Origin of the sequence: Blautia sp. LMAG:89 (assembly GCF_008679485.1) — a bacterium.
Classification (GTDB): domain Bacteria; phylum Bacillota; class Clostridia; order Lachnospirales; family Lachnospiraceae; genus Blautia_A; species Blautia_A fusiformis.
The window spans coordinates 876309-893230 of sequence record NZ_NANC01000004.1 but is presented as its reverse complement, the minus strand read 5'-3'; the positions used below and the strand labels follow the sequence as shown (position 1 = coordinate 893230).

At 43.0% G+C, this 16922-nt stretch carries 16 protein-coding genes; 8 read left to right on the top strand and 8 right to left on the bottom strand.

Annotated features, from left to right (window positions below; translation table 11 throughout):
* Window positions 1–141 precede the first annotated feature (141 nt).
* The 4 genes from CCC70_RS08045 to CCC70_RS08030 are packed head-to-tail and all read right to left on the bottom strand — an operon-like array spanning window position 142 to window position 3417.
* Complete coding sequence (locus CCC70_RS08045) at window positions 142–660, bottom strand: nucleoside-triphosphatase (protein ID WP_225877019.1); 519 nt, start codon at window positions 658–660, stop codon at window positions 142–144.
* A gap of 14 nt (window positions 661–674) precedes the next feature.
* Window positions 675–1559, bottom strand: a complete 885-nt coding sequence (locus tag CCC70_RS08040; RefSeq protein ID WP_015542409.1) for a class I SAM-dependent methyltransferase — start codon at window positions 1557–1559, stop codon at window positions 675–677.
* A 12-nt stretch (window positions 1560–1571) separates the two neighbouring features.
* Window positions 1572–2369 (bottom strand): ABC transporter ATP-binding protein, encoded by a 798-nt coding sequence (locus CCC70_RS08035; protein ID WP_118515227.1) that lies wholly within the window; start codon window positions 2367–2369, stop codon window positions 1572–1574.
* 4 nt (window positions 2370–2373) lie between these two features.
* On the bottom strand, window positions 2374–3417 hold the full coding sequence (locus CCC70_RS08030) for a FecCD family ABC transporter permease (protein WP_287084612.1): 1044 nt from the start codon (window positions 3415–3417) through the stop codon (window positions 2374–2376).
* Between the two features lie 169 nt (window positions 3418–3586).
* Between CCC70_RS08030 and CCC70_RS08025 the strand changes: the two genes are divergently transcribed.
* Window positions 3587–4711, top strand: a complete 1125-nt coding sequence (locus CCC70_RS08025; protein ID WP_270486364.1) for an ABC transporter substrate-binding protein — start codon at window positions 3587–3589, stop codon at window positions 4709–4711.
* Window positions 4712–4801: 90 nt separating this feature from the next.
* On the opposite strand, the gene CCC70_RS08020 is transcribed toward CCC70_RS08025, so the two are convergent.
* The 4 genes from CCC70_RS08020 to CCC70_RS08005 all read right to left on the bottom strand — a co-directional run bounded on the left by CCC70_RS08020 (window position 4802) and on the right by CCC70_RS08005 (window position 8745).
* Window positions 4802–5605, bottom strand: a complete 804-nt coding sequence (locus CCC70_RS08020) for a TylF/MycF/NovP-related O-methyltransferase (RefSeq protein ID WP_227752354.1) — start codon at window positions 5603–5605, stop codon at window positions 4802–4804.
* Window positions 5606–5658: 53 nt separating this feature from the next.
* Entirely contained in the window at window positions 5659–6684 is a 1026-nt protein-coding gene (locus CCC70_RS08015) for an XdhC family protein (protein ID WP_118515221.1), read from the bottom strand.
* Window positions 6685–6749: 65 nt separating this feature from the next.
* Complete coding sequence (locus CCC70_RS08010) at window positions 6750–7823, bottom strand: histidine phosphatase family protein (protein ID WP_118515219.1); 1074 nt, start codon at window positions 7821–7823, stop codon at window positions 6750–6752.
* Entirely contained in the window at window positions 7816–8745 is a 930-nt protein-coding gene (locus CCC70_RS08005; protein WP_117676728.1) for an NTP transferase domain-containing protein, read from the bottom strand. Before CCC70_RS08005 ends, CCC70_RS08010 begins: the two co-directional genes overlap by 8 nt.
* A gap of 210 nt (window positions 8746–8955) precedes the next feature.
* Here CCC70_RS08005 and CCC70_RS08000 point away from each other — a divergent pair, with 210 nt between their 5' ends.
* The 7 genes from CCC70_RS08000 (at window position 8956) to trsS (ending at window position 16905) form a co-directional block, all read left to right on the top strand.
* Window positions 8956–9216: a hypothetical protein gene (locus tag CCC70_RS08000; RefSeq protein WP_117676729.1), complete on the top strand. Its 261-nt coding sequence runs from the start codon at window positions 8956–8958 to the stop codon at window positions 9214–9216.
* Window positions 9217–9252: 36 nt separating this feature from the next.
* Complete coding sequence (locus CCC70_RS07995) at window positions 9253–12015, top strand: molybdopterin-dependent aldehyde oxidoreductase (protein ID WP_270390965.1); 2763 nt, start codon at window positions 9253–9255, stop codon at window positions 12013–12015.
* 83 nt (window positions 12016–12098) lie between these two features.
* Window positions 12099–14393: a pyridine nucleotide-disulfide oxidoreductase/dicluster-binding protein gene (locus CCC70_RS07990; protein ID WP_270390966.1), complete on the top strand. Its 2295-nt coding sequence runs from the start codon at window positions 12099–12101 to the stop codon at window positions 14391–14393.
* Entirely contained in the window at window positions 14393–14614 is a 222-nt protein-coding gene (locus tag CCC70_RS07985; RefSeq protein WP_019160623.1) for a DVU_1557 family redox protein, read from the top strand. Before CCC70_RS07990 ends, CCC70_RS07985 begins: the two co-directional genes overlap by 1 nt.
* Window positions 14615–15148, top strand: coding sequence for a class I SAM-dependent methyltransferase (locus tag CCC70_RS07980; protein WP_270390969.1), 534 nt, complete (start codon window positions 14615–14617; stop codon window positions 15146–15148).
* Window positions 15149–15151: 3 nt separating this feature from the next.
* Window positions 15152–15583: a DVU_1555 family C-GCAxxG-C-C protein gene (locus CCC70_RS07975; RefSeq protein ID WP_118515213.1), complete on the top strand. Its 432-nt coding sequence runs from the start codon at window positions 15152–15154 to the stop codon at window positions 15581–15583.
* Entirely contained in the window at window positions 15580–16905 is a 1326-nt protein-coding gene (gene trsS, locus CCC70_RS07970) for a radical SAM (seleno)protein TrsS (RefSeq protein ID WP_118626291.1), read from the top strand. Before CCC70_RS07975 ends, trsS begins: the two co-directional genes overlap by 4 nt.
* The last annotated feature ends 17 nt before the right edge of the window (window positions 16906–16922 follow it).

The window sequence follows — 16922 nt, the reverse complement described above, 5'->3', positions numbered from 1 at the left end:
AAAAATATTGAAAATACACAAAGAGACTTCTCAACGCACGTAGAACCGCTAGAAATCAAGGCTTCTAGCGGTTATTTTTTTACTTGACAAAGCTACTTGACCCTTTGGTTAGTCCCGAGCGCATAGCCCCGGGAGTAATTATTAAGGAGATGAGATTTTATATTGAATGTGATTAAGTAAAGAGCAATCATTTCGATTGTCTTCAGAAATTATAATGATTTCTACCTTTGGGTGATTTACGATTTCAGGCCAGAAAGATTCTGCAGGTTCTTGCAATACCCCTAAAATGGGAGTCTGCCCATCCAAAAGGTTTAGGATTTTTCTCCGAAATAAAGCTGCGTCTGCTTCATGTGGACCAAGCTCATCCATAACAATTAAAGAGCAGTCAGAACACATGGAAAGAATATTGCATCCAAGGCGATCAAAGGTATCGGCAGTGTGTTCATCTGTTTTTCCGCATAAAAACAAAAGATTAGATTCGTTTGGGAGCTCCTTCTCTTTTAGATGGTACATATGAACTGAATACTGATCCTTCAGATAGTTTTTTGTGCGGACAGTCAGGAATCCATCAGAGGTTTTCTTATAATCATCTAATATCTTTTGGATCAATGTAGATTTTCCAATGTGTTTTTTACCAGTTAAAAATATATGTTGAGTCATAGTAAAGTCCCATTTCATTTTATAATAGTTCTATAGTCAGGTCGTATTGTTTTGTTTCGAACATCCCAGAGAATTCTTCCATAAGTGGAATCAGTTATTTCCTTGATCTGCCCATCTTTGTTTAAGTGAGATTGAATCCATTGCATGATTTTATTTGCGTTTTCCTGTGTATATTCTTCAGAAGGAAGCATGTGCTCCATGAGGGAATCAATATATTGTTCATCCGGAGTTACCCAGGTTTCACGATGGAGTTTTTCATAGCTTGTTTCAGGATTATATCCAAGCAGAAATAATATATTGAAAAGAGAGAAAAACCATCGCCCATTCCATTGGGGTGCTGTTTGTTTGCCAAATACTTCCTGTAAGATCTGTTCCCTGAGTGAATTTCGTCTGTCAAGATGCGTGATATTACAGCACCATGCCCTGCTCATTTCCATAGATTTTATCAGTCCGTCCATATTGTGGATTGCAGGTGTCATGGAACTGAATACCAAATCAAATGCATGCGTATACCCCGATTTATCAATATCTAATGTCTGAAAATTACATGTATAGAGTATAGCGTTATTTAAGCCTTCATTTTGGATATGTTCCATTCCGTGTTTAACCATTTTATCAGAAATATCCAGCCCCACTACTTTGTGTACATATTTGGCAAATGCAGCAGCAAACCGTCCGGGACCGCATCCAATATCTGCGACATCATAATTTTTTTCAAGAAGTCCTTTGGAATCCAGGTAGTTTATTGCGCTGATGACACGTTCATCACCTTTTTCTTTCTTTTTGCGTGCGTCTTCCCAAAAGTCTGCACGTTTATTCCATCTTTCTATAGCCCGCTCAGGTAATTCTGCAGGCTCAGATTCCTGCAGAGAAATAAAATAATCCAATATAGAGTCCATGTATCATTTCTCCTAAAATGCTTTTGGTGAGCTATTTACCGGTAAACAGATAGTTCGTTCACGGCCATAGCGGTCGTGTGTAGTTATCACATCCATTTCAATATCGTAAACAGATTGTAAGGTTTCAGATGTAATGATTTCTTTGGGAGAGCCGAATCCCATAACCTTTCCGGATTTCATGAGAAGAACTTTGTTTCCCACGGAAAAGGGATGCTCAGGACTATGTGTTGACATAATAATGCAATAGCCCTGATTGGCCAGCCCTGAAATTACTTCCATGAGAAGCTGATGATTGGCATAATCCAGATTGGCGGCTGGCTCGTCCATGATGAAGATTTTTGCAGACTGACAGATTGCACGGGCAATTAAAACCAATTGCCTTTGTCCTCCGCTTAAGGAAGTATATTTCCTGTTGGCAAGAGGCAGGGCATTTACTTTCTCCAAGGCAGCAAAAGCTGCTTCCTGATCAGGCTCTTTTGGGGTTTCAAATGCGGAGAAATGAGAAGCACGCCCCATAATTACCATATCAAGAACTGTATAGGCAAATACAGGGGAATGATATTGGGGAATATATGCAATCATATTTGCCAGTGTTTTGGTTGTAAAGTCACTAATATTTTTTCCGGCTATCTTTATTTTTCCATTAGAAACAGGAAGGGAACCTAATATCATGCGGAATAGAGTGGTCTTTCCGCAACCATTAGGGCCAAGCAGACAAAGCACATCACCATAGTCTGCGCTGCAGCTGATACCCTTTAAAATATCACCATTGCCGTAACCGCCAAAAACATTTTCAATTTCCAGAAGCATATAATTACGCGCGCTCCTTTCGTTTGATGATAAGATAGATAAAGAAGGGGGCGCCCATGATACTTGTGACAACGCCAAGTGGAAGTTCCATGGACAAAAGGGAACGGGAAATATCATCAACAAGTATCAGGTATCCGCCGCCAAGGATCGCACTTGCAGGTATCAGCCTTCTGTAATCAACACCAACCAGTGCACGTGCCAGATGGGGGATCATCAGCCCGACCCATCCGATCAATCCTCCAAGACAGACTGCAGCGGCGCTGAGTAATGTGGAAGCGACTATAAAAATCAGACGATATTTACGCACATTGATTCCTAAACTTTTGGCTTCTTCTTCATCCAAAGTCAGCAGATTGATCTGCCATCGAAAAATAAAAATCAGACTTAATCCAATGATCATTGGAAGAACACTCCAGCAAAAGGATTTGGTTGTGGTTTTGGTTAAGCTGCCCATAAGCCAGAAAGTAATTTGCTGGAGAACATCATTGGGGTCTGCCACATATTTGATCATTGTGACACCGGCATTGCAGAGTGACATGATCATAGTTCCGGTCAGAACAAGACTGAGGGTCTGGGAATGTGCGGATTTTCGGCTGATAAGATAGGATGCGGCTACTGCGGCCACACCACCTGCAAAAGCAGAAAGCTGAATCATCCAGTTGGAAGCTCCGTTTAAAATTGCAAAAGCAGCTCCGAGACTTGCACCGGAAGAAATTCCAAGGATATCCGGAGATACCAGTGGATTGCGAAACATTCCCTGATAGGTTGCACCTGCTACCGAGAGGGAAGCACCAATAAATAAAGCAGACAGAATACGGGGCAGACGGATATTCCAGAATATGGTAACTGCCTGGGGTAAAATATCTCCTTTAAAACCAAATTTTGATAAAAATGCATTTAGTACCTGCACTGGTGTAAGCGGATAATATCCCACCCAGAATGAGAGTACTATAATGATAAACAAAAGTACCAGCATAACCGCCAACAGCAGAACATATCGTCTTTGTCGGGCAGCGGCGGCATTTTTTTCATTAGCTGTCAGATTCATAATCCTTCATCCTTGTAACTTGACTAATCAAATTTACGGTGTTATACTCAGAAAAACCGAATTGTTTTTAAAAACTATTCGCATATACATTATAATACTTAAAAATTGTATAGTCAATTTCAATAAGCGTCAATTATGAGTAATGCGGAGAAAAGAAAGGAGAGAGTCTATGAAAAAGCACAGACAACTCTTGGCTCTGTTTATATGTCTGGTGATGTCAGTTAGTCTTTTAACAGGATATTCTGAGACGAAAGCTGCTACTGAAGAGCCGACGCAGAGTGCGGAGCAGGATGCCACGCAGGAAACTGCTGAAACCCGTGAGATCACAGACATGGCAGGAAGAAAAGTAACTGTCCCAACAGCAGAAAATATTGAATCTGTTTTTTCAGCAGGTCCTGTAGCTGCAATTTTTCTGTATATGGTTGCACCGGATAAGCTTCTTGGGTGGAATTATGAACTGAATGATGTTGAGAAATCTATTATTCTGGACAAATATCAGGATCTTCCTAATTTTGGAATGGGTGATGCTGTCAATTATGAAGCAGTAATTGCTGCCAATCCTACAATTGCTATTAATAGTGGAAAGATTAATGATGCAATGGTTTCTGATTGCGATGCGTTATCAGAAAGCCTTGGAATTCCGGTTGTTGCAGTAGACAACGAGCTTAATAATTCTGCGGAAGCTTTTCGTTTTATGGGCGAACTTCTTGGTGTAGAAGATCATGCAGAAGAGCTTGCCCAGTATGCGGAGCAGGTATTTACTGATATTAATGCACTTTCAGATATTCCAGAAGAAAAGAAAGTCAGTGTATACTTCGGTAATGGAGAGGATTCACTGGAAACTGCACCCAGGGGATCCCAGCATGCACAGATTCTTGATGTCATCAATGCAGTCAATGTTGCAGATCTGGAATTGGGAGATGGATCTCGTGTTCAGATTTCAGCAGAACAGCTTCTTGCATGGGATCCGGATGTGATTGTTGTAAATGGTGAACCAAAGGCAGATAAAAGCGGAAGTTCTGCAGCAGAAGATATCCTGAGCAATCCTGATTATGCTTCATTAAAAGCAGTACAGGACCAAAAGGTTTATGGAACTCCGAATGCACCGTTTAGTTGGGTGGATCGTCCGGCAGGACCAAATCGTCTGATCGGTATGCGATGGTTCTCAGCATTGATTTATCCGGAATATATTAAATGTGATATCAATGAAGAAATACATAAATTTTTCGATCTTTTTTATCATGTTGATCTGTCCGATGAACAGTTGGAAAATGTTCTGAAAGGAACTTTATAAAGGTTAGGCATGGACGTGAAAAAGGGCTATACAATAAATAAACGAAAAAGAAACGCTGGTTCCGGTAAATACCGGTTCCGGCGTTTCTTTTTATAATTTTCGGATTATTGCGCTTCCATGCAGATCGCATACAGGATCTGCAAACAGATGGTTTTTCAGACAGAATTCTCCAACCGCTTTTCGGCATCCGGAAAACTGTGTACTGTACACATCGTGAACCAAGAGAACTCCTCCGGTGGCCAGGCGTTCATAGAACAGAGGAAGTGCAGCAGCAGTTGGAGCATAGAGATCCGCGTCCAGAGATACAAAACAAAAAGTTTCATCTCTAACATCGGAAAAGGTATCTGGAAACCATCCTTTGTGGATCACAGTACGTGTAGGATCTGGCATAACATGAAGAACAGAGTCAATATCAGTAGAAGAAAAATCACCTGTTTTGGCGCGGGACAGATTACCGGAGGCTTCTATTGTGATATCCTTTTCTGAAAAGCCCTCAAAAGTATCAAAAAGATGGATTTTTCGGTCTGGAAAGGCTGCACTGATCAGGGAAGAAAATTCACCTCGGAAAACACCCAGTTCTGCAACATTTCCCGGAATATCCAATTGATAGATCTGCTCAGATAAAAGACGCATAACAGCAACCCGTGCGTCAAACATGCGAAGGACGGAGGGATCACGAAAAGGTCCGTGATAACCCAGGTTTTCCATCTGTTTTATCATAGAATTACGCCGTTCTTCATCCAGAACTCCCAGGATGACCAGATCCGGGAGAAGTGCTACTGCAGCATCCGGAGAACAGACTGGAATATTCCCAATATAGGATCCGTGTTTATGGGGGTCATTATCAGCAAAGCACAGGAGCTGACAGGGACTGTTGAGAAGTCTTGCTGTCATTTGTCCAATTTGTCCGGCACCAAATATTACAGCTTTATATACTGATTTTGCCATCATTTTGATGTAGCCTTTCTGTCAGCACGAACCTGGATCATCTGTCCTGTGATGGAAATGGCGATTTCAGCCGGTGTTTCTGCTTTGATCTCCAGTCCTATAGGTGAGATGATACGGTTTAAATCTTGTTCATTAATGTTGTATTCTTCAATCAGACGGCGAAATACAGCAGCTTTTTTTGCGCGGCTTCCAATGACGCCTATATAGCATGCAGGTGTAGCAAGAAGCTGTGCCTGTACAATGGTATCATAGGAATGTCCGCGTGTCATGACGCAGCAATAATCAGCAGCTGTGATAGAAACATACTGCTTTAGATGGTTGAAATCACAAAGTATTGTTTCAACTGCTCCCGGGAAAAGAGCAGGATCTGTAAATTCCGGCCGGTCATCCAGGACAACACAGCGAAAATCAACGCTTGCAAGGATTGGGACAAGCTTTTGTGAGACATGTCCGCCGCCGAATACATAGACAGTTCCTGAGGTTCCAATCTGCTCAGAAAACAGATCATAATCTTCACTATGATATCGGTGTGGCTTTGCAGATAAAGAAGATAATACAGAAGAAGGAACATTGGCAGTTCCGATGAGACCGCATGCAGGACTGTAGAGGCTCACACCGGAGGTGGTGAGAAGATCGCAGATCAGCCAGAAATCTTTTCGCTCTTCATAGAATTTTTCCGCAGTTTCCGTGATTTCCATAATAATCGGATCGTTATGATCAAGATACTGGAAAAAGGCCGTAACATCACCACCACAGATCATACCAATATTTTCAACATCTTTATGATTCAGCCGGAATTCATGCTGGCAGGATTCCTTTTTTTCAAGAATATCCAATGCCATACATTCAGCACGATATTCTACAGCTCCACCTCCGATGGTTCCGGAAATTCTGCCGCTTTTTCCGACCAGCATGCGGGAACCGGCACCTCTTGGTGTAGACCCTGAGGATGCTGTAACGGAAACAAGTACAAGATCGTTTTCCTCTAGGAATTGTTGTTTTATTGTCTGAAATAATGTTCTCATATAATAAAATACCTCCTAACTAAATTAAGTGATTTTTTTGCTCCAGTTGTGTATGTCTGCCTGGACTAAAGCGTGATATGGCAGAGCGACTGTATCATGTCCTGCAGTTTGCGGGCTTGTTCTAACTGCTGCTCATGAGCTTTGCAAGCTTCCGGACTTTTGCATTTACTCATGCTGTCGGCAAATCTTTTTTCTATGGTTACACGTTGTGTTTCCTGAATCAGTTTATCAGCCAGAAATACAATAGCTGCTTCATCCAGCTTGGTTTCCAGCAGACCATGGTGCTGTGAAATAATCTGGCTGATCTCAGGATAACCTAACTGTAAGAAAAGTTCACCGCCTGTTTTGGTGTGATGCCTCTGAAGTCTGGCAATATCATGCAGAAGTGCACCGGAGCGAACAAGCTTCTGATCAAAGATATAACCATTGGATTCCAACATATTGCATAAACAACAGGCAAGTTCAGTAACAGCATCACTGTGAGCCTGTACATGACGGGGCAGAGAAACCGCATTGCGAAGCCTGAAGCATAGCCCGTCATTTAATTCAGGATGAGGCAGTATATAACTGGGATCAGAGAAAGAAATATTATTTCTTTCATTCACTTCCAGATGATAGTAAGAGCCACAGGGAAGACGAAACCGCTGCCTGCTGTACATACCGGAATGTAATGCATATATATAAGAAGAGATTACATCTGTATGAGCTACCACTGCAATATCACCTTCAGAAGCGCAAAGAATCTTATGAACTGCCTGCGAAAAGCGAAAACCAGATGCAGCAGGAGTTTCTGCTCCCGGGATCGGATGATCAGGGTTATTTTCACGGGCTTTATAAATGTCCGGCCATCTCTGGCGTATTTTATCAAAAGAAAGGCCATCCCATTCTCCCAGATTTCGTTCTGACAGATCAGAAACAATTATATGTGGAAGCTCAGGTGCCATATGGCCTGCTGTCTCAACAGCTCTTAACAAAGGACTGCAGTATATCCTTGATATTTTATCGGACAATTCTTCATTAAGAAGGACTGCCTGCAAGTGTCCAAGCATGGATAGAGAGAAATCTGTCTGTCCCACACAGTAAGAATGTTCATCCGGATACTGTGGTTTTCCATGCCGGACCAGATAAAGGCTACGCATTTAAAAATCCTCCGAAACATTCTTCAAATATTTTTTTTGAACAGGAACGTGTTTCTTCTGAAAAACGGGCATATCGTTTCAGAAATTCTTCGCCGTATGGTGTCAGTTCGCTATGGCTTCCCCTTGTACCGCCCTGGCTTCTGATGATCAGAGGTTCATGAAGCTGTGATTCCAGGGTATGGATCAGGTTCCAGCTGGTAGAATAGGAAATGTGCATGCGCTCACAGGCATCACGGACAGATCCTGTTTCATGGATCAGTGTAAGCAGCGAATAGAGCTTTTCATCAAAAAAAACTTTTTCCCGGGCTAGCTGAATATGGATTTCAGAACGGATCAGGCTCTGGTTGTGTATGCGGAGGAGTTCATCGTAATCCTCTGGTGTATCAGCATCATGAATAATACCGGGATCCTCTACATTAAGATAATACATGGGTTCCCCGCAATTATCCACAGCACCTTTAAGTCCTGATTTTCCGTCATCACTTAGAATGGAATCAATCAGTGTGGAACGAATCAGAATGGGATGACCGGGATTGCCATTACAGACCGGAGTTACAAGGGGACGCCCTAGAGAGAGCATTTGCGTGACTGTCTGGGCTGTGAACAGCGGAACATCAACAGGTGTAAAGAGTACCGTATCCACTTTGTCTTTCAGATACTCAAGTCCGATCCTGACAGAATCAAACATATGAGTGTTTGCATAGTTCTCATTTCGAAGAAAGACTACATTATTGGAAGCCAGGTGGCATTCCAGAACATCTGCATGATATCCGGTTACCACTACTACTTTGGAGATTCCGGCCTGCCGGAAATTATTGATCACGCGCTGTGCGATGGAAATGGAGCCAAGCTGAAGCATGGGTTTAAAGTCTCCCATTCGTGATGATTTCCCCGCAGCCACGATGAGGGCGCCTGTCTGCATTCAGATACCTCCTTCTTTCAATGAAATTATACAAATTTGATATTATTATAACATATAAAAGAATAAAAATAGTTAAAATTTTAAATACAACAAAATAAAATTGTCTGGAATATATAAAATAGCCAACTATTAATTATTTGTAATTTGTATAATTGTGCAAAATCATGGTAGTATGGATATATAAAATAACGTGGACAGGAGAACTTTTTTATGGATAAGATTTTTGAGATTACCGCAAAAGAAGTTACTGTACAGGTAAAAGATGAGCGTACAGGGGTTGTATACAGCCGGACGCTTCCCATCGATTATTATGAGAATGCAAATGTTTTAAAGCTCAGCGGTGAGAATCTGGACGGAAGCAGTTCTTCCATTGTTTTCTATTCCGCCAGAGGAATAGAGAGACTGAAAGATCTGACAGGCAGAGGAGCTGACCATGATCCGTGCGGAACGCATAAGCCTGAAGATCAGTAAGATGGAAACGAATATTTTTAAAAGGAGGAATGGGACATGATTAAAAAGACATTGAAGATTAATGGTGTTGAGAGAATACTTATTCTTGATACGGATGAGACACTGGCGCAGGTACTCCGTAATCACCTTCTTCTTACAGGATGTAAGATCGGCTGCGGTGAAGGTCACTGTGGAGCCTGTAATGTTATTATGAACGGAAAAGTTACAAGATCCTGTATCTATAAGATGAGTCGTGTTCCCGATCATGCAGAGATCACAACCATTGAAGGTGTGGGAACAATTTCTGATATGCACCCGATCCAAGTTGCGTGGATGGCATATGGATGTGCACAGTGCGGTTTCTGTTCACCGGGATTTATTATTTCCGCAAAAGTACTTCTGGATAATAATCCAAGTCCTACCCGTGAGGAGGTAAGAGACTGGTTTAATAAACAGCGTAATCTCTGCCGTTGTACAGGTTATAAGCCGCTGATTGATGCTACTATGGCAGCAGCAGCAGTTATGCGCGGTGAGATGACAAAGGAAGACCTTGTGTTCAAACAGACAGGGGATTCTATTGTTGGAACAAATTATATCCGTCCGTCAGCAGCACAGAAGGTAACAGGTACCTGGGACTTTGGTGCAGATGATGCGTTAAAGATGCCATCAGGAACACTTCGTCTTGCTCTTACACAGGCAAAGGTTTCTCATGCAAATATCCTCAGCATTGACACAACAGAAGCAGAGAGCATGCCTGGTGTTGTCCGTGTTATCACAGCAAAAGATATTAAGGCAGCAGGCGGAACCAATAAGATCAATGGTCTTGTAATGCTTCCAAAACACAACAAAACAGACGGATTCGAACGTCCTGTACTCTGCGATGAAAAAATCTTCCAGTTTGGTGATGCGATTGCCATTGTAGCTGCTGATACAGAAGAGCATGCACGGGCAGCAGCAGAAGCAGTTAAAGTTGAGATTGAAGAGCTTCCTGCATACATGAATGCAATGGATGCCATCGCACCGGATGCAGCGGAGATTCATCCCGGTACTCCGAACGCATTCTTTGAGACAAACTGTATCAAGGGTCCTGATTTTGACTGGGACAGCATTCCGGATTCACAGCAGGTTGAGATAGAATCTTACTGTTCACGTCAGCCTCATCTTCATCTTGAGCCGGACTGCGGTTATGGTTATATTGACGAAGACGGTATGATAACTGTTCATTCCAAATCCATTGGTATCCATCTGCATATGCCTATGATCGCTGATGGTATCGGTGTGCCAATGGAGAACTTACGAATTGTTCAGAACCATGCAGGAGGAACCTTTGGTTATAAGTTCTCTCCTACAAATGAGGCTTTGATCGGTGCTGCTGTTAAGATTCTTGAACGTCCAGTATCTCTGGTATTTAATCAGTTCCAGAATATTACATATACAGGAAAGAGATCTCCTGCATTTATGAATATCAAGCTTGCAGCAGATGAAAACGGTAAGCTTCTTGCACTCTGGGGCAATAACTATGTGGATCATGGTCCATACTCAGAATTCGGTGACCTGCTTACAATGAGACTTTCCCAGTTTACAGGTGCAGGTTATGGAATCAATTCTATCCGCAATAAATCTACAACAGTATTTACAAACCACGCATGGGGTTCCGCATTCCGTGCTTACGGTTCTCCGCAGTCTTACATGGGATCTGAGATCGCGATAGATGTTCTGGCAGCAAAGATGGGAATCGACCCGTTCGATATCCGTGAAATGAACTGTTACAAAGAATCCGAAGGCAGTACGATCCCTACAGGTTATCCGCCTGAAGTATACTGTGAAGAAGATCTGTTCAAGACAGCACGTCCACTGTATGAAGCAGCTAAGAAACGTGTGGCTGAAAAGAATGCAGCTTCTGATGGCAAGATCAAATATGGCATCGGTGTATCTCTCGGTGTATATGGCTGTGGCCTTGACGGTGTTGATACATCAAACGCATTCGCAGAGCTGAATCCGGATGGAACAGTTACAATGTATGCTGCATGGGAAGATCACGGACAGGGCGCTGATATGGGTGTTCTTGTATCATCTCATGAAACACTTCGTCAGGCAGGAATCAGACCGGAACAGATCAAACTTGTTATGAATGACACCAAGACATGTCCTAATGCAGGTCCTGCAGGTGGATCACGTTCACAGGTTATGTCAGGTAATGCATGTCGTCTGGCAGCAGAAAACCTTGTGGCAGCTATGAAGAAAGAAGACGGAACCTTCCGTACTTATGATGAGATGGTGGCTGAAGGTCTTGCAACAAAATATGAAGGTAACTGGGTGACAACCTTCTGTGCAGATCATCCGATCGATCAGGATACAGCACAGGGTGATCCGTTTGCAACCTACATGTACACGATCTTCCTTCCGGAAGTTGCTGTTAATACAGAAACAGGTAAAGTTAAAGTTGAAAAATTCACCTGTGTGGCTGACGTAGGTACGATCATGAACAGACTTCTTGTAGAAGGCAACTTCTACGGTGGTCTTGTACAGGGTATCGGTCTTGCTCTTACAGAAGATTTCGAGGATCTGAACCATGATACTTCTCTGAAGAACTGTGGTATTCCGTATCCAAATGATGCGCCGGATGATATTGAACTTCATTTCAATGAAACATATCGCCCAAGCGGTCCTTACGGTGCTGCCGGCTGTGGTGAGGCTCCGCTGGATGCTCCTCATCCTGCGATCCTGAATGCAATCTACAATGCTACAGGCGCACGTATCACACGTGTTCCTGCCCGTCCGGAAAAGGTTCTTGCAGCATTAAAGGAACTTGAGAAATAATTCTCAGTATAATTTTATCATATGATATAATAAGGGGAGACGGGAGACTGTCTCCCCTTTGGAAATGAAAGGAGTATCGGGTTATGACATATATACAGGAGAGAGGTTCCACTCATGTTTATCACGTAAATCGAATGTCAAAGGAAGAGATGGATCATATGATCAGCCTCTGTGTTCATGAACAGCCGGCGTACTGTGTTGCAGCCTGTCCTTTCAAAGCAGATACAAAAGAAATGCTGTTTTATGCTGCAAAAGGAAATTTTAAGAAAGCTCTGGGGATCTATGAGAAGATCACACCATTTCCCATGATCCTCTGTAGCGGCTGTACTGCACCCTGTGAGGAGAAATGCAGGCTTTGTGAGCTGGGTGATGGCATATCCATACGTGAAGTAGAGCGTGCCATTGTCCGATATGGGGAACCTGGAAAACGGAGCAGTGTATTTCGTATCAGAAAGAAAAAAAAGGTTGTGATTTTTGGCTCAGGATTATTCCCGCTGTTTCTTGCAGGGGAGCTGGAAAAGAAGATGTATCCTGCAACCATTTACTGTCAGGAGAAAGATTATGAAGCCTATATTGCAGCAGCAGCACCAAAGCTTTCGGAATCAGATTGTAGGAATGAAGCAAAACGTCTCAGTTCCATGGATCTTTCCTTTGAATTCGGATGCAGTCTTGACCTTCCGTTTATCAGAGAGAAAATGAAGGCGGCAGATGTGGTCTGTGCTTCAGAGGAGGTGGCCAAAAAGCTGGCTCCTGAAGAAACAGCAGATGCAGAGATCATGCTGAGAGAACAGGCGGGAATTGTCAGCGGTCTGGCCCAGTCTGTGATGGATGCGGCTTTTGCTGCAAAGAGAGCTGCCCTGACTGTAGATCTCCTTGTACAGAATCTTTCGCCCCACAGCAACAGAGGCAGTGAAGGAGCAGTTACTACCAGGCTCTATACAAATATGGAAGGGATGAAAGGTTCCAAAAAGATTCCCTGCAGCATAGATGGATATTCAAAAGAAGAAGCTATGGAGGAAGCAAAGCGATGCATTCAGTGCCACTGTGATGAGTGTATGAAAAGCTGTGTCTATTTAAGTGAATATAAAAAGCACCCTGGTCTTCTTGCACGTGAGATTTATAATAATACCCAGATCATTATGGGAGATCACCAGATGAATAAACCGATGAATTCCTGTTCGCTCTGCGGACAGTGCACTGTAACCTGTCCAAATGGGTTTGATATGAGCCAGGTCTGCAAATCTGCAAGAGAAAATATGGTATCTACAGACAAGATGCCTCTGGCACCTCATGAATTTGCACTGATGGATATGCTGTTCTCCAATTCGGAGGCTTTCTTATGCAGACCTCAGCCGGGATATGAAACCTGCAGATATGTATTTTTTCCGGGATGTCAGGCAGGAGCCATAGCGCCGGATGTTGTCACAGAGGCATATGAGGATCTTTGCAGGAGGACAGAGGGCGGTGTTGCTCTGATGCTGGGATGCTGTGGTGCTATCAGTGAATGGGCAGGACGCTATGAAATGACAGAAAAGGTAAATGAACAGCTGAAGCAGGAGCTTGCAAAGCTGGGAGATCCCATGATCATAGCAGGCTGTCCAAGCTGTATGAAACAGTTAAAAGAGAGTCTTGGTGTCAGAGTCACAGGAATCTGGGAGATCTTAAAGGAAATCGGACTTCCCGCACAGGCAAAAGGGCTGGAGATACCTGTTGCAATACATGATGCCTGCGGAGCCAGGGGTGATGCGCAGACACAGGACATAATAAGAGAGCTTCTTGCAGATATGGGGTGCACTGTTGTAAACACAGAATATTCCAGAGATCTGTCTCCCTGTTGCGGATACGGCGGACTGACTTCCTACGCTAATAAAGAGATGGCAGATAAAATGACAGAAAAGTGTCTGGAACGATCCGATGCCCCATATATAACGTACTGCATGGCATGCAGGGACCGATTTGTCAGGGAAGGCAGGGAATCCAGACATATCCTTGAACTTCTGTATGGCACAAATGCCGTCAATATGCCGGATATCAGTGAAAAACGCTACAACCGGCTTGTGCTAAAAGAGAAGCTTTTAAAAAATATATGGAATGAGGAACTGATGATGGAGAAAAAAGATTATACCGTTGCATATACAGAAGATGCTATCAGTATGATGGATGAACGTATGATACTGAAAAGTGATGTGGAGCGTGTATTATCAGATTACAGAGAAAACCAGGAAGCGATTTTTGATGAAGAGACAAAAGAACTGGTGACAAGGAGCAGACTTGGAAATGTGACATTCTGGGTGCGATTTGTGGAAACTGAAGAAGGGTATCTGGTACGCAGAGCATACAGTCACAGAATGAATATTATGAAAAGGGTGGGACAGTAATGGCAGCAGAGAGAACATATTATACCATTGATCCTGAGGGAAAGCTGACCTGCATGAAATGCAAGGTTCCTCTTGTAAAAGGAAAAGCAAAATTTATGTATCTGGAGAACGGTTTTCCTGTTGAGATGCCGGTTTGTCCCAAATGTGGTTTTGTCTATGTTCCGGAAGAACTGGCTCTTGGAAAGGTTCTGGCAGTGGAACGTGCACTGGAGGATAAATAGATGAACAGACATCCCGGAGGGGAAGAGCAGACACTTCATCTTCTGAAAAGCATAGAACTGAAAAAAGGAATGAAAGCTCTGGATCTGGGAGCAGGAGAGGGAGAGACAGTGCGGATCATGAAAGCATTTGGTCTGAATGTGCAGGGGGTGGATCTTGTTCCGCGAAGCAGTGAGGTGCAGAGGGGAGATTTTCTGAACCTTCAGTATGCAGCTGACAGTATGGATCTCTGTATCAGCCAGTGTGCATTTTTTGTCAGCAGAGATCAGAAAAAGGCAGTTTCTGAATGCTGGCGTGTACTGAAAAAGGGAGGATTTCTTTTACTGTCAGATCTGGATCCGGGCAATCTTTTGGAAATTGTGAAAGAAACAGGGTTTACGATTCTCTGTCAGGAGGATCAGACTGCTCTCTGGAGAGAATATTATCTGGAAGCAATCTGGAATGATTCATTCTGCTGCGAGGATCATAAGCTTTTGCAGAATGAATATAAAGGCAGAAAAATAGGCTATACCATGGTGGTTGGCAGAAAGGAGTAATGTATGGATCTTTACGAAAGAATAATGGAATTAGGCAGCATGGGATATCATTGTTCACAGATCATTATGATCATGACTCTGGAAACCATAGGAGAGGAAAATCCACAGCTTGTAAAGGCAATGGGAGGCCTTGGAGGAGGAATTGGTTACTGTGGAGATACCTGTGGGTGTTTGACAGGAAGTGCCTGTGCCATCGGATATTTTCTCGGCAATCTGGCTCCTGAAGAGAAGGAAGATACACAGATGAAGCCGGCTGTACAGGAATTATATCAGTGGTTCCGCCAAAAGACAGAAGAAGAATTTGGAGCTTTTTACTGTAAGGATATCACTCATCTGGACTGGGGCATAATTATGGAGAAATGTCCCGGACTTATTGCAGATACTTATACAAAAGTTATGGAAATACTGACAGAACGGGAGGTACTGGAGCTTTGATCACCATTGGCAAAACAAAAAGTGTCTGTCCGGAATGTATGAAGGTAGTTCCTGCCAAAAAGTGTATTGGTGAAGACGGGATTTATCTGGTAAAAGAATGTAATGCGCATGGGAAATTTCAGACTCTGATCTGGGAGGGAAATGTAACAGATTATCTTTCCTGGGGAAGAGAAAATCTCTCAGCGGAAACTCCTGTAAATCCGAAGGTTAAAGAAAAATCCTGTCCGGATAATTGCGGACTCTGTGAGGAACATGAAAGAAAAGGGTGCTGTATGATCCTGGAAGTCACAAAACGCTGTAATATGCATTGCCCTGTCTGCTTTGCTTCAGCAGGAGAAGGCGGGGAAAACGGAGATATTCCTATCAGTGAAATAGAAAAACAGTATGATTTTCTGATGGCTCACGGAGGTCCTTTTAATATACAGCTCTCAGGAGGAGAGCCAACCATGCGAGATGATCTGCCTGAGATCATACATATGGGAAGAAAAAAAGGATTTACATTTTTTCAGTTAAATACCAATGGGATCCGGCTTGCCAGAGAGGATGGATATGCCAGAAAGCTGAAAAAAGCAGGACTGAATACAGTATTTCTTCAGTTTGACGGTGTGACAGATCAGGTTTATGAGACTTTGCGTGGGCAGGCTATGATGGAACTGAAGAAAAAGGCGATCTTAAACTGTTCAGAAGCAGAGCTTGGTATTGCTCTTGTGCCGGTCATAGCGCCGGGAGTAAATGATATGCAGGTAGGGGATATCCTGAAATTTGGTCTGAATCATATGCCCTTTGTCCGTGGCGTACATTTTCAGCCTATCAGTTATTTTGGCAGATGTTCCCAGAAGCGCCCCACAAATCCCATTACCATACCAAAGATGCTGAGACTTATGGAAGAACAGACAGAGGGACTGATGAAAATTGAGGATTTTGCAGGCGGCGGAGCAGAGAATCCCTACTGCTCCTTCCATGCAAGTTATCTGAGAAAAGGGGAGCGGGAACTGAAGCTTCTTGAAAAAAAATCAGGAAAAGGATGCTGCTGTACCACCAGTGATGATTCCAGACAGTATGTGGAAAATCAGTGGAGCTACAGTACAAAAAACTATGATGAAGGAGAAATGACACAGACAGATGCGTTGGATGAGTTTCTGATCCGGATACATAATGAAACCTTTGCAGTATCAGGCATGATCTTTCAGGATGCCTGGAATCTGGATCTTGACCGTCTGAAACGTTGTTATATTTGTGAAGTGGATCCTGATTATGGAATGGTGCCGTTCTGTGCATATAATCTGACTAATCTGAAAGGAACCTATTTATACAGAAAGTGAAACGATCCAATATAGAT